Here is a 17,694-nt window from a genome sequence, read left to right as displayed (position 1 = left end):
CGTCTACATAGACGACTTCCTTTTTTTTGAGAATAGTATACCACAAAAAAAAGGAGTAGCTCACGCTACTCCTTTTTATATTTCTAATGACGATTATCTTTTAAATTTTCTATTGATAGCTTTCTCTGCTTTTTCAATGATTGCAGCAGCATTCAAACCATATTTCTCCATCAATTGCTCTGGTGTACCAGACTCTCCAAAAGTATCTTGAACAGCAACAAACTCTTGAGGTAGTGGATTATTCAAAGCTAATACTCTCGATACGCTTTCTCCTAAACCTCCTAAGAAATTGTGTTCTTCTGCAGTAACAATACAACCCGTCTTAGCAACAGACTTCAAAATAGCTTCTTCATCTAATGGCTTAATCGTGTGAATGTTAATCACCTCTGCAGAAATACCTTTTTTCTCTAATTCTTCAGCAGCAATTAACGCTTCCCATACTAAGTGACCTGTTGCAACAATTGTAACATCCGTACCTTCACTTAACATCACCGCTTTTCCAATCACAAACTTTTCATCTGCAGGAGTGAAGTTAGGCACCACTGGGCGTCCAAAACGCAAATAAACAGGTCCATTGTGCTCTGCAATTGCAATCGTAGCTGCCTTTGTTTGATTGTAATCACAAGTATTAATTACAGTCATACCAGGTAACATTTTCATCAATCCGATATCCTCTAAGATTTGGTGTGTTGCACCATCTTCTCCAAGAGTCAACCCAGCATGAGATGCACATATTTTTACGTTCTTTTCAGAGTAAGCAACTGATTGACGAATTTGATCATAAACACGCCCTGTTGAGAAGTTAGCAAAAGTTCCAGTAAAAGGAATCTTTCCACCGATAGTCATTCCGGCAGCAATTCCAATCATATTAGCTTCAGCAATACCGATTTGGAAGAATCTCTCAGGATTATTCTTGATAAACTCCTCCATTTTTAATGAACCGATTAAATCAGCACACAACGCTACTACATTCTCATTCGTTTTACCAAGCTCAGCTAAACCAGCACCAAAACCTGAACGAGTATCTTTACTACCTGTATTTGTATATTTTTTCATTTTCAATACTATTTAATAAGATTAATAATCTCCAAAAGAAGTTTCTGGATTTTGTTTAAAAGCTTCCTCTAATTGAGCGTCATTTGGAGCTTTACCATGCCAAGCATGTGTTCCCATCATGAAGTCAACTCCATTCCCCATCTCTGTATGTAACAATACACAAACTGGTTTTCCTTTTCCTGTTTTAGCTTTCGCTTCTTCGTAACCTTTTATAATAGCATCAATATTGTTTCCTTCTTTCAGTTCAATCACGTCCCATCCGAAAGCTTCAAACTTAGCTCTTACAGATCCTAAATCCAAAACCTTATCTGTTGGTCCATCAATTTGTTTCCCGTTTAAGTCAACTGTAGCAATGATGTTATCAACATTCTTAGCAGATGCGTACATTAAAGCTTCCCAGTTTTGACCTTCTTGTAATTCACCATCACCTAACAAAACATAAACAAGGTGATTATCGTTATTTAACTTCTTAGCTTGAGCAGCTCCACAAGCAACAGATAGTCCTTGACCTAAAGATCCTGATGCCATTCTCACTCCTGGTAAGTGATCATGTGTTGTTGGGTGCCCTTGTAATCTTGTATTGATTTTTCTAAATGTAGCTAATTCGCTTACAGGGAAATAACCACTACGAGCTAAAACACTATAGAATACAGGCGATATATGTCCGTTTGATAAAAAGAAAAGATCTTCATCTTTACCATCCATATCGAACCCTTCTTTTCTATCCATTAATCTTTGATATAATGTCACTAAGAACTCAGCGCATCCTAAAGATCCTCCTGGGTGTCCTGAACTAACAGCATGCACCATTCTAAGAATATCTCTTCTTACCTGAGTAGTTAACTCAGTTAATTGTTGTGTGTTTGGTTTCATTACTTTAAATAATATGATTTATTGCTATACAAATATAGCACATATTTGTCGTATTACTACCTTTTTGTACCTCCTTAATTGATGGATTTAATAACTTTAGCATCTATTTTTTAAGGATAATACCGTATGTTTGTTGTAATCCAAAAAGCCCAAAAAATGGAAGATACACCTATATCTCTTAGAACAAAAAGCTTAGCAATAGGCTACAAATACAAAGGAGCAAATATAGCTATCCAAGAGAATATCAATCTTTCACTACCCCAAGGACAGTTAATCAGCTTGCTCGGGATAAATGGCATTGGCAAAACAACTCTACTGCGTACCCTCGCTGGAGAATATACTCCTCTTTCTGGAGAGCTCTATATACTTGACAAATCTATCAAGGAATACACAAGAGAAGAAATCGCAACAAAGATAAGTGTAGTGCTTACCGAAAAGGTGATTGTGCAAAATCTAACTGTATATGATTTGATCCGAATAGGTCGTACTCCACATTTAAAGAGGAATACCCTTTTGAGAGAAGAAGACATCAAGTGGATTGATAAAGCTATATACTATTGTCAGTTAGAAGATCTAAAAGGCAGAAATATTTCGGAGTTAAGTGATGGGCAATTACAACGCGTATTTATTGCAAGGGCAATTGCACAAAACACCCCTATTATATTACTTGACGAACCGTCAAATCACTTAGATTTTCACCACAAAGTATCGCTGTATAAAATCTTAAAACAGCTGGCACGTGAGGAAAACAAAACAATCTTGCTCTCCAATCACGATATAGACTTAGCGTTAAAACTAAGTGATCAAATTATTGTTTTAAAAGAACGCTTTTCAATACAAGGCAAAATAAAAGAAGTTGTTCAAATGAATGTATTTGACAACTTCTTTAACGATGCTTCTATTTCTTTTTGTCCAGAACAACTTCGCTTTACTTTAGTTGAGTAGGACTATTGTGTCTTTTGTTTTTTAGAACATTCTCTCTGTTCCATTCTATTTGTTTTTCAAATGGGTCACTTCTAAAAGGACAGTCTTCTTTGGTGCAAATTTTACATGAAAAACTTTTACAATCATCCATATGAACAAAAAGCTCTAAGTCTGTACCAAACTTTTCACTAATCTCCCTTTCTAATATTTCGACCTCCTTGTGTCCTTCAACAATTGTAAAATACCATGGAACAGTCATGTGACAATCGAAATGCAAAACACTGCCATATTTGATTATTCGCAAATTATGTAAGTCAATCCAATTGGCTCTGCGGTGTTCTTGTAAATAAGCGATAACTTCTTCCAAGAGTAATTCGTCTGTTTCGTCCATGATGCCCGATATAGCTCCACGAACAATCTTATACCCAGTCACGATGATTATACCAGCAAAGATTAATGCGACTCCACCATCTAACCATTGATATCCTGTAAAATAGAGTAAAACTAAACCTATGATAATACCAATAGTTGAATAAGTATCAGATTGCAAATGCTTACCACTTGCTATCAATGCCAATGATTTATTTTGACTTCCCTTTCGGATAGCATACCAACCCAAGACGTAATTTACAATCGCAGTAATACCAACTAATAAGATACCGTAGTCTAATTGACCAATAGGTTGGGGATCCAAAAAGTTTCTAACGGCTTCGAAGATAATCACTACACCAGCCATAATAATCAATCCGCCTTCAATAGTAGCGGAGATAAACTCCACTTTTCCATGTCCGTAAGGGTGATTTCTATCTCGAGGTAAAGAAGACAAATACAAACTATACAAGCCAATAAAACCACTTACAACATTTGTAACACTTTCTAATGCATCCGTAAGAATGGCAACAGAGTGTGTAATACTCCAAGCTATAATCTTGACAACAAATAAAAGTACTCCTACTGCTGCAATGATCTTTTGAAACTGATAATTATCTTTAGCTTTAGTATTCATTCCCTTACTATTTTAACTATTAAAATTCTTTCACTTCAACAACTTCTCCTACGCTTAATCCTTCCAAACGGTGATTGCCAATGCGAACTCTCACAAGTCTAAGTGTAGGAAAACCAACATTAGCCGTCATTTTTCTCACTTGTCTAAACTTTCCTTCGGTAAGTACGATGCGTACCCAGCTTGTAGGTCCATGTCTTTCATCTCTCACCCTTCTACCTTCACCTACCCAATCAGGTAAACACTCAAGTAGTTCAGCTTCACAAGGTTTTGTCAGATACTTTTCCCCTTTCACTCCTATCTCAACCCCTGTTCGCAACAAAGCAACAGCTTCATCTGTAATCATACCATCGACTTGAGCATAATACTCTTTTTCGTACTTTGCCCCTCTGACTATTTCACTCATCATTCCATCGGTTGTCAGCAGAAGTAACCCCTCTGAGTTTTCATCTAAACGTCCAATTGCCATTGTTCCCTCAGGAAAATTATAAAGTTCCCCTAATTTGCGTTTATTGCGTTTCTTTTCATAGATGAACTGACTGATATAACCATGTGGTTTGTACAGTTTAAAATGCTTGTGATTCGATTGTTCTGACATTCTTTCTCAATACCTTTTCTGGGTGCAAATGTAGCCATTAAGTCCTATCCTATTATTAGGATTCTATTATAATTTGAAGTTTATTCCTTAAAAGTGCGTTCGTAAAAAGAGCTAATGGCTTCAATATACCTTTGACCGTGATATTCATTTGACAATGCTTGAAAGCCTTGCAAATGCCCGCCTTTGAACAAGATAACCTCACTTTTTTCATTCAAATACTTAGCTCTATAACTATCCTCAGGTGAGGTCAAACCATCTCTGTCTCCCGCAAAGAAAAGAACAGGTAAAGACAACTTGCTTAGGGCCAACTCGTATTTAGAGGAGCTTTCAGGTAGAGTCAATTCTCGCTCTAAGTGTTTGTGTACCACTTCTACTACTTTCTTTGGATTTCCAACAAATCCCTCAGCTATCAAATAATCATAAGGAAGTTGCGAATAAAGTTCTGTAGCATAAATAGTCCCCATAGATAAAGCCCATACTCCTATTTTGGTATCAAAACGCGCTTTGGTATAATTTACAACAGCTTTTAAATCTAAAGTAAACTCGTCGTAGTACAATACATCTTTTTCAACAACAAAATCTTGACTCTCTCCAAATCCTCTGTAATCAAACATAACTACAGTATACCCTTGTCCGACTACTTCCAATACTTGTCTAACTAAATAGGACATATTGCCGTTATCCCCATAAGCCAAAATCAAAGTGCGGTGCAAGTCACTTTCTTCTTTGGGAAAGATAATCCACGACTTCAATTTATAAGCATCCTCCGTAAGAATTTCAACTGCTTCAAATTTATACTTCGAATTACCTGGGTGATCTACATACTCTTTTATGGGTTCCAATGCGTATACTGTACACGTAAGAAACAACAACAAAAATGACAGAAAGTTTCTCATAGTAAAATATCTTTTCTTACTCAAAGATAGGAATAAAGAAAAGACACAAATAATGATTTTCCAAAATTGCGATCTCTCAGCATTGTAAATCACTATACCCCCCCTCTTTGATTACCTACAATAATACAGGTCTAAATAAGAAATCCTTAAATATTTGAACTTCTAAATAATTAATTCTTATTTTTGTTTACTATAAAAATAACACATTATGCAACATATCATTGATCGTTTCATCAGTTATGTAACTGTTGACACTGAATCTGATGCTTCTTCAAACACATGTCCAAGTACTGAAAAACAATGGGACTTAGCAAATAAATTAGTAGAGGAGCTTAAACAAATAGGATTAGAAGATGTTACTATAGATGAAAATGCTTACATCATGGCAACATTACCAAGTAACGTAGATCACGAAGTACCTACAATCGGTTTCATCGCTCACTTTGATACATCTCCTGATTTTTCTGGTGCTAATGTTAAACCACAAATCGTTGAAAACTATGATGGTGGTGATATCGTTTTAAACAAAGAACAAAATATCATATTATCTCCGTCTTACTTTAAAGACTTGTTACAATACAAAGGTCAAACCTTAATTACTACTGACGGTACAACATTATTAGGTGCTGATGATAAAGCTGGTATTACTGAGATTGTATCAGCAATGGAGTATCTAATCCAACATCCGGAAATCAAACACGGTAAAATTCGCATTGGATTTACACCTGACGAGGAAATTGGTAAAGGAGCACACTTGTTTGACGTTAAGAAATTTGGCGCTGAATGGGCTTATACAATGGATGGAAGTCAAATTGGAGAGTTAGAATTTGAAAACTTTAATGCGGGATATGCTAAATTGACTTTCTCAGGAAAAAGCGTACACCCAGGCTATGCTAAAGGTAAGATGATCAACTCTGTCTTGCTTGCAAACAAGTTTATCAAAAAATTGCCAAAAGACGAAGTACCTGAAAGAACAACAGGATATGAAGGTTTCTTCCACGTACACCACGTTACAGGTACTATTGAAGAGTCTGTAGTTGAGTTAATTATACGCGATCACAACTTGAAAAAGTATGAAAAGCGCAAAAAGCAAATTGCTAAACTTGCAGATAAAATCAACAAAAAATACAACAAGAAATTTGGTGGCCCAATTGTGAATTGTGAAATTGGAGATCAGTATTTCAATATGAGAGAAAAAGTTGAGCCTGTGATGCATATCGTAGATATCGCTGAAGAAGCTATGAAAGCCCTTGACATTAAACCTTTGATTAAAGCTATTAGAGGTGGTACAGATGGAGCACAATTGTCTTATATGGGATTGCCATGTCCAAACATTTTTGCTGGAGGACACAACTTCCACGGAAAATACGAGTACGTACCAGTAGAAAGCATTGTAAAAGCTACTCAAGTAATTGTAAAAATTGCTGAACTTACTGCTGCTAAAAAACAATAAGGATATTCTTATTCTCATATAACTAAAAAGAGGTCTATGTATAGGCCTCTTTTTTTTATATCTGCCAAATCATTCCTTAATTTTTTAATAAAAATACTTTGTCATAATATGACTATATTTTGATAATACAATAATTTTACACTAACATTACTTAGAACAAATAAAAATAATTCATGTTTTATTAGGTTAGAATTAATATCCATTATAATTTTGTTATTTATTCTAATTAAAAATAATGAAAACGTATTGGACAATTACCTTCGCAGTTATAAGTGTACTCTTTCACTTAAACTTACATGCTCAGACTGCTGTTGGAAGTATTAAAGGAGTAGTTTTAGACGAAAACTCACTTCCAGCTATTGGAGCAACCGTAATGATTGACAAAACAACAACTGGTACAGCTACAAATGAGCAAGGAGAGTTCGTTTTACAAAGTAACTTAGGTTCCACGACCATTACAGTAAACTATATCGGATATAAACCATATTCGAAAACGATTGCTGTAAAAGAAGGAACACAGTCCTTGAGAATAAAATTAGAACAAGACTTAGCTGTTCTGAATGATGTTGTGATTACTGCTAAATCGAAAGTCACTTCTCTTAAAGAAGAAGCTTTTACTGTTAATGCTATTGACATGAAACAGTTGGCAAACAGCACAATGGATCTGAATCAAATCTTAAACAAAACATCGGGAATCAAAATACGCCAACAAGGAGGAGTGGGATCAGATTACAATTTCTCTATTAATGGTATGTCAGGTAAAGCTGTTAAATTCTTTATCGATGGGGTGCCTTTAGAAATGTTAGGTAAAGGAGTAGATATGAATAGCCTACCTATCAACATGGCACAACGCGTAGAAATATTTAAAGGAGTCGTACCAGTGCACTTAAGTACCGACGCTATGGGAGGTGCTGTAAATATTATATCAAATGGAACGAGTAAAGACTACTTAGACGCAAGCTATACAATAGGCTCTTTTAATACACATAAGGTTAATCTTAATGGACAATTAAAAGATCAGAAATCAGGTTTAATCATGCGCGTAAATACCTTCTTAAATAAATCAGATAACGATTATAAAATGAAGGACATGAAAATCTGGAACACCAATACAAATGCTTTTGAATTAAAAGATGTAAAGCGCTTTAATGATGAGTATCAATCGCTATTTGTTATGGGAGAGTTTGGTATTGAAGACAAATCATGGGCTGATCAATTGTTCGTAGGAGTTTCTCATTCCCTTTTTGACAAAAACATACAAACAGGAGCAGATCAAGAAGTTGTATATGGAAAACTAAAACAAGATGGAGATGCCAACAACTATTTTGTAAAGTATAAGAAAGCTAATCTACTCAATGATAAATTGGATATTAACTTTTATACTGGTTACTCTAAAAGCTTAGAAACTTCAACAGATACAGTTCTAAGAAAATACAGTTGGGATGGTAGTTATGTACCTTCAGCTACAAGTGAATTAGGAGGTTATCAAATAAACAAAAAACACGAAGATAGATTATACTCACAGCTTACCACTACTTATAGAATAGCTGAGAATCATAAATTCACAGCAAATTACACCTTTGATTACTTAAAAAACACATCGTATAATACTCTTGTAAATAAGAAATCAGATATAACACCGTCCAAGATGACCAAGCAAATACTGTCTTTAGCCTATCAACAAGACTTTTTTGATAAAAGATGGTCCAACATTTTTTTCGCTAAATACTACAAAGTAGATTTAGAAAAATTAGTTTTTAATAGAGAAACGCGTTTGGATGAGAAAGTAAAAGAACCATATGATAATTGGGGGTACGGTATTGCCTCTACCTTTAAAATAACAGATAAACTTGGAGTTAAAGCTTCGTATGAACACTCTTATCGCTTAGTTGAACCTGATGAAATATTTGGTGACGGCGTATCTGTAACGGCTAATATGGAACTTAAACCAGAAACAAGTAATAACTATAACCTTGGTTTCTATTACTCAAATAATTTTGCTGACCATTTTGTAAGAGCTGAAGTAGCTGGATATATAAGAGATACAAAGGATTTTATCTATACTGTACAAAACTTACACAACAGTACATTTAAATACGAAAACCTGACTAACATCCTAACTAAAGGAATCGAAGGGGAACTTAACTATCAATACAAGGACTTAATCAGAGTCATGATGAACATCACGTATAACTATGCGTATGACAATACTAAATATGCGAATAATAGCAATGATGTGGTTTCTGCAACATACAAAAAAGAGGTACCAAACCAACCTTGGCTATTTGGAAACGTTGATGTTAGTATTGGACAAAACAATATCTTCCAGGAAGGCAGTCGCTTAGAATTTCATTATGGCTTACAAATGACTGAATGGTACTATAAAAACTGGCAGTCTTACGGTAACAAAAGAAATATTCCGACCATACCAAGACAAACTTTACACAATGTTGGAGTTAGCTACTCCATGCAAAATGGCAAGTATAACTTTGCTCTTGATTGCACAAACATAGGAGATGCCCTTGCATACGATAACTTTAAGTTACAAAAACAAGGCCGCGCTTTTTATTTCAAGTTTAGATACGCATTAAAATAAAAGAATAAAATGAGATTAAATATATACAAAAGCATATCGTTACTATGCCTATTCTTCGTTTTGGGAAGTTGCAGTAAAGAACCAAGCAGCGCAGGAGGATATCAAGGAGAAGAAGATTACAACTACTTTTTGTTATCTGCCCTGGGAAGCTGGCCTAATACAGTTCACTATATGACAGCTACCAATGACCTCACACAAGGTCAAATGGATTTGAAAAAAGAAGGTGATGAAATTAACACTAAAGGTACCTATTCCTATATCGTAAAGAATGGATATATCTATAACTATAAAAATGATCAAGGTATCCTAAAGAAATTCAAATATACCAATGACCGATTAGTGACCATTAAAGAAATACCATATACCTACATATCAGAAATCTCAAGCTTTGTTTGGATAGATAGCAAAACACTTCTAATTGCTGGTACAACAGGAAATGCTGGTGAAATAAGATATACTATTATCAATGCAGAAGACCTTTCTATCATTAAACAAGATGCTTTTAAAGGTCTAACACCTTTTCCTGATGAATACAATCACTATATGGTCGGTGCAATTACTTATTTTGACAACACATTATATATGCAATATGGTTTTCGAGATGACAAATGGTTGATTCCCGATTACTATAATTTTGCTACTATTGATTACAGCGATTTTACAGTTAAAGATACAAGAGTAGATAAACGAAGTACAGGGGTGTCAAATGCTTCACCTTACTTCCACACGACATTTACGACAGAAAACAATCAATTTTATTATCCGTGTTTTCCAAGGGTACAAAGTGATGATGAAGACATATACTTGTTTAGAGTAAATCAAGGAGAAACCTCTTACGATGCAGACTACTCCTTTAACTTAACTAAACTGGTAAAAGGCAAAAAAGTAGAAACCATATTACAATACTTAGGAAACAATAAGATGATGGTACTTTACCGCGACAAAGAACTTGGTAATAGTTATAACGGAAGATACATTTTAGTCGATTTAGAAACGCAGCAAATTGTCAGAGAATTTAAAGAACTTCCAACTGATGAACCTTATGAATGGGGAACTTTTGTTCAAAATGACAAATTATACTTCGCTATTAATTCGAAGGACAATAACAATTATGTTTGGATCTACGACAGTAAAACAGATAAAGTTACACAAGGAATGTCAATTCCAACAAATATCTCAGGATATGCAAGATTTGACAAATTCTATGATTAACATATTTATATGGTATAAAAAAAGCTTTCTAAATAGAAAGCTTTTTTTATTATATGACGTTGTCTATAACGTTTACTTTTTATTCGTGTCAACATTATTGTTTAATAAACGTTGTTTTAACTGATGTTCAGCATCTTTTAACTCCACTTCTACAGCTTTACGTTTTTCACGTCCCTCTGTTTGAATACGTACAATTTCGTCAATAGTACTAAGGATATCAGAGTTAACTTTGCGTATCGTTTCAATATCCACAATACCTCTTTCAGTTTCTTGTGCCACTTTTACTGTTGCATCACGTAGCATTTCACTGTTGCGAGTTAGCAATTGATTAGTTGCATCATTAACGGCTTGTTGTGCACTTAATGCTTGCTGAGAACGAGCAATCCCCAATGTAAGAACCATCTGGTTTTTCCAAAGTGGCAAAGTATTTACAATACTGGATTGTAGTTTCTCCATCAACATTAAACTATTATTCTGCACCATTCTTATCTGAGGGGAAGATTGAAGTATAACCATACGCGTCAGTTTCAAATCGTGTACTTTTCTTTCAAAGCGCACAACTTGTTGCTCCATATCTTTATAAGCTTGAATCTTTGAGGGATCATTGTCTGACTCAGCCTCTTGTTTCATTTGTGGTAAAACTTGATCGTGTAATTCTACCAACTTCTGATCACCTGCTTCAATATACAAAGACAACTCCTTGAAGTACTTCTTATTCTCATCAAATAACTTATCAAACATTGCGACATCCTTCATCATGTTCTTATAATGACGTTCAAGTTGAAGTTCAATCGCATTAATATTTGTTTCAACCTTACTATACTGTGCTTGTAGTCTACCTATTTTCTTTTTGATAGAGTCAAAAAAAGGAATTAAGCTTTTCTTTTCAGCTATGCCTTCAAAAGATTTAATCTCTTGACGCAATCCAACAAGTACATTGGAAGTTTCTCCCAAATCTTTTGTCTGTACCTGTTTAAGTATCTCTGTTGCAAAAGCACTTGATTTTAATTGGCTCCCAGCACCGTATTGAATTACTTGAGTAGTGTTAGCTAAATTGATACTGTTCTTATAAGATTCAATTTGTCGCTGTTCTTGCTCCGTGAATTCTACATTGATTTCTGGAGCTAACTCTCTTTCTTGTCTTAATTGTTGAATATCTTTTTCCATATTTCTTTTTATAATAAACCTCGTGTTTTCATATCTTCTAAATAAGCTGATGATTCAGCTTCAATCGACATATTCTGAAATTTCATCTTACCTGTCAACTCATTTTCAAATGCTTGAGAAGCCTGTCCTATTGTAAATCTCAATTTTTCTTCTGCCTCCTTAATAACGTCATTCTCTATTTTTGACAACTCAATCTGATAATACTGTTGCAGAATATTCTCAATAGAATATGCATGTCTCTCTAAAAATAGTTCACTAACAAACTGGTCATTTTGACTTGTTATCTTCTTAACTAATAGAATCATCTTTGCAATATATCCTCTTACTTCAGGATTCTTAACTACAGTTTGCCACTTAGTTAAGCTATCAATAAAGGTACTTACTGATAAAATTTCAGATATATTCTTTCTTCGTATAAAATCCTTATAATCGTATTTCTTAGACCATTCTAAATTAATAATATACCTCAAGTGCAAACGTTGTAAAAACACTCTTAAATACATTGAAACAACTACTGCACCTCCCAAGAAAACGCAAAAGGATAATAATTTAAAGAAAGTTGTATTACCTATAAAAAAGTAAAAAAAGTAAACTCCTGTATACAAAGCCATCCAGAGAAAGCTTCCGTATAATAAACTTCTAATTTTACCTACAATTCCCATATATAGCATTCCCAATGGAGGAAAAACAAATGGAAAAAACAGAGATAGTATAGCCAACCAACTATGCTTTATCTCCCAACTATTCTCTTTCTTAGTAAACCATCCCATTATAAAATCCCCCTTCCTTTCAAAACAGATATATACACAGAAGCTTCTCCATCGACTTGAAGTGCTTCCGTTTCAATCATATTAGACAATTCATTTTCAAATACTACTTTAGACTGCGCAATAACATGTTCTAAATTCTCTTTTGTGCTAATCACTGATGCATTTGCGATATAAGTCTGATCCAACTCAACATATTGCTGTAAAACATTCTCAATTGTACTGCCATGACGCACGAAAAACAAATCAGCTCTACTTTCATCCTTTGCAATAATGATTTCTGTCAAGCGTATTAATTCGCTTACATTCTCAACCACTTTAGCATTGCTAATTTGATCTCTCCAGAAAGTAAGTTTAGCAATAAAACGATCTTTGGGTGATATATCCTCCTGTACTTGATTAAACTGACTAATTACAGCGTCGTAGTTGTAATCTTTATTCTTCTCTAATGTAATATAATTCTGTAGATCTAATCGTTGTAGATACTCTCCTAAATCTAAAGACATATAAACTACATAAATATAAAAGCTTAAAAAATTAACTGCTAAAACATAAGTTGAACTTACATCAGCTACCAAAAAGAAAAGGGCTAATATTAAAAAAAACAGATAAACAAGGGCAATCATACAAGATTTCCAAAACCATCTGTTAACATTGACTATATTGCCAAAAATAGCAATAGCAATAGGTGTTAAGACACCGAAACTGATAAAACTAACTGATCCGACTACGCCTAATAAAAGTACAGTATTTTTAACTTCCCAACTTTTACTTCTTTTAGTAAACCACCCCATCAAATTAAAAAGATTAAATTTCTTTTAAAGATATTAAAAACAATACAAGATTAGATTTAATTTTCAGTATTTATTAACAAATTATATCTTATTTCAAGCCTTCATACTTCAATTGACCAACATTAATAGCAAGATCAATTCAAAATGACATAGTTTTAACACCATTAATCTCAAGAACCTCCTGTTTATAACCTTTAATCACAACAACTAATGTATCTGCTAAATACTACTTTAACTTCAGAACCTTGTCATTATTAATTTTGATAAGTTCCAATTGGTGATACTGACGCAATCTTGTACTATAAACTATGACAAAAGATTACCAGGCTTTCCAAGCAGCACTCCTATCCACATAACTTCCCAGTTAGACAAAGAGCTTAGAAAAGTAATAAGTACTTAACTTGGTACTCTTTTACAACTTTAGCTTAATAATTTAAAAACAAAAAAGCCCTAACATTAAAATGTTAGGGCTTGAAATATTATAAGTCAGGAATTATTTTCCTTTCTCCATTCTTTCTTTTAATTCAGCAAGAGCGTCAATATCACCAAGAGTTGTTTTCTCAGCAGTATTGTTGTTAGAAGCCTCAACAGCTTTTACATTTTTCTCTTCTTCTTCACGGAAGATTGAAGTATGAGAAGCAACTACTCTCTTGAATTCTTTATTGAACTCAATAATTTTGAACTCAGCAGATTCTCCTTTTTTCAATTTCTTACCATCTTCTTTCTCTAAGTGACGAGTTGGAATGAAAGCAACTACATCCTCTTCGAATACTACAGTAGCACCTTTGTCAACTACTTCAGAGATTTCTCCTGAATGTACAGTTCCCACAGCGTAAGCATCTTCGTATTTATCCCAAGGATTAGCAGTAGTTTGTTTGTGTCCTAAAGATAATTTACGTCCTTCAACGTCTAACTCTAATACTACTACGTCTAATTTATCTCCTACGTTTACAAACTCAGATGGGTGTTTGATTTTCTTAGTCCAAGATAAGTCAGAGATGTAAATTAATCCATCAATTCCTTCTTCTAATTCTACGAATACACCGAAGTTTGTAAAGTTACGAACGATACCTACATGTTTAGAACCTACTGGGTACTTAGCAGTGATATCAGTCCAAGGATCTTGAGTTAATTGTTTAATTCCTAAAGACATTTTTCTTTCTTCTCTATCAAGAGTTAAAATAACTGCCTCTACTTCATCTCCTACTTTAACGAAATCTTGAGCTGATCTTAAGTGAGTAGACCAAGACATTTCAGAAACGTGGATTAAACCTTCAACACCTTCAGCAACTTCGATGAAAGCACCGTAATCAGCTAAAACAACTACTTTACCTTTAACTTTATCTCCAACATTTAAGTTTGAATCTAAAGCATCCCATGGGTGAGCGTATAATTGTTTTAAACCTAATTGAATTCTTGTTTTCTCATCATCAAAGTCTAAGATAACAACATTCAATTTTTGGTCTAATTCTAATACTTCACTTGGGTGGTTAATTCTTGACCAAGATAAGTCAGTGATGTGGATTAAACCATCTACACCTCCTAAGTCAATGAATACACCGTAAGAAGTAATGTTTTTAACAACACCTTCTAACACTTGACCTTTTTGTAATTGACCGATAATTTCTTTCTTTTGAACTTCGATATCAGCCTCGATAAGTGCTTTGTGAGAAACAACAACGTTTTTGAATTCGTGGTTAATTTTAACTACTTTGAACTCCATTGTTTTGTTCACATATTGATCGTAATCACGGATTGGTTTAACATCAATTTGAGAACCTGGTAAGAATGCCTCGATTCCGAATACGTCAACGATCATACCACCTTTAGTTCTACATTTAACGAATCCATTAACGATTTCTCCAGACTCATGAGCAGCGATAACTCTATCCCAAGCTTTGATTGTACGAGCTTTTCTGTGAGATAAAACTAATTGTCCGTATTTATCTTCTCTTACGTCGATTAATACTTCTACTTTATCTCCTACTTTTAAGTTTGGATTATAACGGAACTCGTTTAAAGAAATAACACCTTCAGATTTAGCATTGATATCAACAATTGCATCTCTGTCAGTGATTCTTACTACAACTCCTTCAACAACTTCCTCATCATCTGTAGAAATGAATGTTTTGTCTACTAAATTTTCAAACTCTTTTAATTGACTATCATCAACAGCATCAATACCGTTTTCGTAGTTTTCCCAATTAAAGTCTTTTAAAAAATCTTCTTGTGTTTTATTGATTTCAGACATAGCTGATAATAAATTTGTATTCTATTAATGTGTAAGTTTCTTAATACCAGTTACATTCAATAGAAGAGGTTTTACTTTTTATAAATTACACTAATGGAGAAACCAAGCTGATCCAAAAGCTGTGCAAAATTACTATTTTTAATTTAACCACCAAACAATTAATGCATTTTTCATACTTAATACACTAACTTCAAAATAATTACAAAAACAAAAGCCTCCACAAATGCAGAGGCTGATGTAATAATATTAAAAAAGAATTAAACGCTAATTACTCATATGCAATTGCTCACTATCCGAAGCTTTTACATTTTTTTTCTTTTTGATCTTTTTAAAAAACTTACTATTCTTATAAAGATCCCAATTCATCAACGCGACACTTACAAGAACAACACCTAATCCACCGATTTGTAAGCTTGTGATGATATCATCAGTAAAGAAATAGCTCAATGCTACTGCTACAACAGGGTTTACATAAGCATAAGTACTCACCTCTGTTACTGGTCTATTCTGTATTAACCATATATATGAACCAAATGCCAATATTGATCCAAAAGTAATTAAATACACAAGTGAAAACCATCCACCATTGCTAATCTCACTTGGCTCAAATGCACTAAACTCCCCATTTACTGTAGCTACTATAGAAAATAATACTCCAGCAGTAATCATTTGCCAAGAAGTTTTAACCATAACGTGAAGATCCTCTCCTTGGTTCTCATTCTTATCTTTAGAGTATTTTGAATATAAGGACCCAATCGTCCAAGCAATAGATCCTAAGATCAATAAAAACATACAGAATATATTTAACAAACGCTGTGACTCATCACTTGCAATGGTAATCTGCTCTGCAAACAGCATAATCACGCCTACAAACCCCATAATCAACCCAAGTACAATTGGCAAACTTGAAAAATTATTCTTCCACTGAGGTTTATCTAAAATTATAAACCACAAAGCTGCCGCTGCCGCCATAATAGCTGCAATACCACTCGAAACATGTTGTTCTGCCCAAATAAGAGCTCCCATATCAATAAACAATAATAAAAAACCAGTAATACACGCTTGCTTAACCACTTTCTTATTAAACAACTTATATCCTTTTAACTTACAATAAGTCAATAATATAACACTCGCTGCAAAGAAGCGAAGCGATCCCAACACGAAAGGAGTAAAATCACTTAATGCTTTATGAATAAAGAAAAAAGTAGATCCCCATACAAAATAAACAACAAGATATGCAAATATTACAGATCCTTTACTTGTACTATTATTAACTACTGCACTCATACCTAATCTAATTTTTCAGGAATAATTAATTTATTATCTTCTTTTACTGTTTGTAATACTATAATCGTTCTCGTCGATATGACACCTTGAATCTTTGAAAGCGAATTTCTCATCAACGAAACAAGAGCTAAAGAATCCGATGTTCTAACTTTAATCATATAACCATCATCTCCTGCAATATCGTGAACTTCTAACACCTCTGGAATCTCAGCTAAAAGCTTACCTGTCTCCTCATCACCAATAATCTCATCAACTTTTATAAAAATAAATGACAACATCTTTTGATCTATTGCTGTAGGATTAACCCTTGCATGATATGCTAACAATACTTCTTTTTGTTCCAACTTCTTTACACGCTCTAGAACAGCAGATGGAGCCATTCCTAATTCTCGCGCAAGTTCAGAATTATTAATTCTAGCATTGTCTTGCATCATTCGCAATATCTTCAAATCTATCTCATCTAATTTATATTCCATACTTTTCAATTTGCCGATGCAAAAGTAATAAAAAGAATTTTATTCAGCAAACAAATAGTAAAAAAGAATTTTATTCGGTATTAGTAAAGTAAATAAAAATAATATTCTAAAAAAATATTATACAGAAAAGGAAGCTACTTATTATAGAAACAAAAAAGAAAAGTACTAAAAAATATATTAAACAAATTATTCTCAGCACTTCAATAGAAATTTACCAATAGTATCCTCCTACTAAGTTGTGAAGTATATAAACAAAAAATCCCCAACCTCATATGAGATTGGGGATTCTTAAAAGAAGGGCGACGACATACTCTCCCACTGGTTAGCAGTACCATCTGCGC

General features: G+C 33.9%; 15 protein-coding genes. 4 read left to right on the top strand and 11 right to left on the bottom strand.

The genetic code is table 11. The features are described 5' to 3' along the window. Positions 1-93 precede the first annotated feature (93 nt). Together GOQ24_RS08780 and GOQ24_RS08775 are read right to left on the bottom strand one after the other, a co-directional pair. The gene (locus GOQ24_RS08780; RefSeq protein ID WP_155092050.1) at positions 94-1,056 is read right to left on the bottom strand and encodes a transketolase family protein; all 963 of its coding nucleotides are present in this window, start codon (positions 1,054-1,056) and stop codon (positions 94-96) included. Between the two features lie 21 nt (positions 1,057-1,077). Then, on the bottom strand, positions 1,078-1,929 hold the full coding sequence (locus tag GOQ24_RS08775) for a transketolase (RefSeq protein ID WP_160339501.1): 852 nt from the start codon (positions 1,927-1,929) through the stop codon (positions 1,078-1,080). Positions 1,930-2,085: 156 nt separating this feature from the next. Here GOQ24_RS08775 and GOQ24_RS08770 point away from each other — a divergent pair, with 156 nt between their 5' ends. Then, positions 2,086-2,874: an ABC transporter ATP-binding protein gene (locus GOQ24_RS08770; protein WP_155092052.1), complete on the top strand. Its 789-nt coding sequence runs from the start codon at positions 2,086-2,088 to the stop codon at positions 2,872-2,874. Here the strand turns inward: GOQ24_RS08770 and GOQ24_RS08765 are convergent. The 3 genes from GOQ24_RS08765 to GOQ24_RS08755 all read right to left on the bottom strand — a co-directional run bounded on the left by GOQ24_RS08765 (position 2,858) and on the right by GOQ24_RS08755 (position 5,350). Then, positions 2,858-3,859 (bottom strand): cation diffusion facilitator family transporter, encoded by a 1,002-nt coding sequence (locus tag GOQ24_RS08765; protein ID WP_155092053.1) that lies wholly within the window; start codon positions 3,857-3,859, stop codon positions 2,858-2,860. The genes GOQ24_RS08770 and GOQ24_RS08765 overlap by 17 nt on opposite strands. 19 nt (positions 3,860-3,878) lie before the next feature. Further along, a complete protein-coding gene (locus GOQ24_RS08760; RefSeq protein ID WP_160339500.1) occupies positions 3,879-4,454 on the bottom strand; it encodes a pseudouridine synthase in 576 nt (191 codons plus the stop codon). A gap of 80 nt (positions 4,455-4,534) precedes the next feature. After that, entirely contained in the window at positions 4,535-5,350 is an 816-nt protein-coding gene (locus GOQ24_RS08755; RefSeq protein ID WP_160339499.1) for an alpha/beta hydrolase family protein, read from the bottom strand. A 208-nt stretch (positions 5,351-5,558) separates the two neighbouring features. On the opposite strand from GOQ24_RS08755, the gene pepT reads away from it, so the two are divergent. From pepT to GOQ24_RS08740, 3 genes are all read left to right on the top strand, one after another. Then, positions 5,559-6,803 carry a peptidase T gene (gene pepT / locus GOQ24_RS08750; RefSeq protein ID WP_160339498.1) on the top strand — a complete coding sequence of 415 codons (1,245 nt, stop codon included), beginning with the start codon at positions 5,559-5,561 and terminating at the stop codon, positions 6,801-6,803. Positions 6,804-7,038: 235 nt separating this feature from the next. Further along, the gene (locus tag GOQ24_RS08745) at positions 7,039-9,399 is read left to right on the top strand and encodes a TonB-dependent receptor (RefSeq protein ID WP_160339497.1); all 2,361 of its coding nucleotides are present in this window, start codon (positions 7,039-7,041) and stop codon (positions 9,397-9,399) included. A gap of 9 nt (positions 9,400-9,408) precedes the next feature. Further along, positions 9,409-10,611: a hypothetical protein gene (locus tag GOQ24_RS08740; protein ID WP_160339496.1), complete on the top strand. Its 1,203-nt coding sequence runs from the start codon at positions 9,409-9,411 to the stop codon at positions 10,609-10,611. 72 nt (positions 10,612-10,683) lie between these two features. On the opposite strand, the gene GOQ24_RS08735 is transcribed toward GOQ24_RS08740, so the two are convergent. The 6 genes from GOQ24_RS08735 to GOQ24_RS08710 all read right to left on the bottom strand — a co-directional run bounded on the left by GOQ24_RS08735 (position 10,684) and on the right by GOQ24_RS08710 (position 17,353). Next, on the bottom strand, positions 10,684-11,778 hold the full coding sequence (locus tag GOQ24_RS08735) for a toxic anion resistance protein (RefSeq protein WP_155092059.1): 1,095 nt from the start codon (positions 11,776-11,778) through the stop codon (positions 10,684-10,686). A gap of 8 nt (positions 11,779-11,786) precedes the next feature. After that, on the bottom strand, positions 11,787-12,548 hold the full coding sequence (locus GOQ24_RS08730) for a hypothetical protein (RefSeq protein ID WP_160339495.1): 762 nt from the start codon (positions 12,546-12,548) through the stop codon (positions 11,787-11,789). Then, entirely contained in the window at positions 12,548-13,339 is a 792-nt protein-coding gene (locus tag GOQ24_RS08725; RefSeq protein ID WP_160339494.1) for a hypothetical protein, read from the bottom strand. Before GOQ24_RS08725 ends, GOQ24_RS08730 begins: the two co-directional genes overlap by 1 nt. Before the next feature lie 493 nt (positions 13,340-13,832). Then, positions 13,833-15,590 carry a 30S ribosomal protein S1 gene (gene rpsA / locus GOQ24_RS08720; protein ID WP_155092062.1) on the bottom strand — a complete coding sequence of 586 codons (1,758 nt, stop codon included), beginning with the start codon at positions 15,588-15,590 and terminating at the stop codon, positions 13,833-13,835. A 264-nt stretch (positions 15,591-15,854) separates the two neighbouring features. Continuing rightward, positions 15,855-16,877, bottom strand: a complete 1,023-nt coding sequence (locus GOQ24_RS08715) for an EamA family transporter (protein WP_160339493.1) — start codon at positions 16,875-16,877, stop codon at positions 15,855-15,857. A gap of 2 nt (positions 16,878-16,879) precedes the next feature. Beyond that, positions 16,880-17,353, bottom strand: coding sequence for an Lrp/AsnC family transcriptional regulator (locus tag GOQ24_RS08710; protein WP_155092064.1), 474 nt, complete (start codon positions 17,351-17,353; stop codon positions 16,880-16,882). Positions 17,354-17,694: the final 341 nt, after the last annotated feature.

The organism is Myroides sp. LoEW2-1 (assembly GCF_009767705.1).
GTDB classification, from domain to species: domain Bacteria; phylum Bacteroidota; class Bacteroidia; order Flavobacteriales; family Flavobacteriaceae; genus Flavobacterium; species Flavobacterium album_A.
Note: the sequence above shows the minus strand (reverse complement) of the source record. Positions and strands in the feature narration are given on the sequence as shown.

What these genes read in the sequence shown, in the direction of transcription:
- rpsA (WP_155092062.1), bottom strand. Translation starts at nt 15,590, where the DNA reads ATGTCTGAAATCAATAAAACACAAGAAGATTTTTTAAAAGACTTTAAT.
- GOQ24_RS08780 (WP_155092050.1), bottom strand. Translation starts at nt 1,056, where the DNA reads ATGAAAAAATATACAAATACAGGTAGTAAAGATACTCGTTCAGGTTTT.
- GOQ24_RS08745 (WP_160339497.1), top strand. Translation starts at nt 7,039, where the DNA reads ATGAAAACGTATTGGACAATTACCTTCGCAGTTATAAGTGTACTCTTT.
- GOQ24_RS08765 (WP_155092053.1), bottom strand. Translation starts at nt 3,859, where the DNA reads ATGAATACTAAAGCTAAAGATAATTATCAGTTTCAAAAGATCATTGCA.
- GOQ24_RS08710 (WP_155092064.1), bottom strand. Translation starts at nt 17,353, where the DNA reads ATGGAATATAAATTAGATGAGATAGATTTGAAGATATTGCGAATGATG.
- GOQ24_RS08730 (WP_160339495.1), bottom strand. Translation starts at nt 12,548, where the DNA reads ATGGGATGGTTTACTAAGAAAGAGAATAGTTGGGAGATAAAGCATAGT.
- GOQ24_RS08740 (WP_160339496.1), top strand. Translation starts at nt 9,409, where the DNA reads ATGAGATTAAATATATACAAAAGCATATCGTTACTATGCCTATTCTTC.
- pepT (WP_160339498.1), top strand. Translation starts at nt 5,559, where the DNA reads ATGCAACATATCATTGATCGTTTCATCAGTTATGTAACTGTTGACACT.
- GOQ24_RS08760 (WP_160339500.1), bottom strand. Translation starts at nt 4,454, where the DNA reads ATGTCAGAACAATCGAATCACAAGCATTTTAAACTGTACAAACCACAT.
- GOQ24_RS08755 (WP_160339499.1), bottom strand. Translation starts at nt 5,350, where the DNA reads ATGAGAAACTTTCTGTCATTTTTGTTGTTGTTTCTTACGTGTACAGTA.
- GOQ24_RS08775 (WP_160339501.1), bottom strand. Translation starts at nt 1,929, where the DNA reads ATGAAACCAAACACACAACAATTAACTGAGTTAACTACTCAGGTAAGA.
- GOQ24_RS08770 (WP_155092052.1), top strand. Translation starts at nt 2,086, where the DNA reads ATGGAAGATACACCTATATCTCTTAGAACAAAAAGCTTAGCAATAGGC.
- GOQ24_RS08725 (WP_160339494.1), bottom strand. Translation starts at nt 13,339, where the DNA reads ATGGGGTGGTTTACTAAAAGAAGTAAAAGTTGGGAAGTTAAAAATACT.
- GOQ24_RS08735 (WP_155092059.1), bottom strand. Translation starts at nt 11,778, where the DNA reads ATGGAAAAAGATATTCAACAATTAAGACAAGAAAGAGAGTTAGCTCCA.
- GOQ24_RS08715 (WP_160339493.1), bottom strand. Translation starts at nt 16,877, where the DNA reads ATGAGTGCAGTAGTTAATAATAGTACAAGTAAAGGATCTGTAATATTT.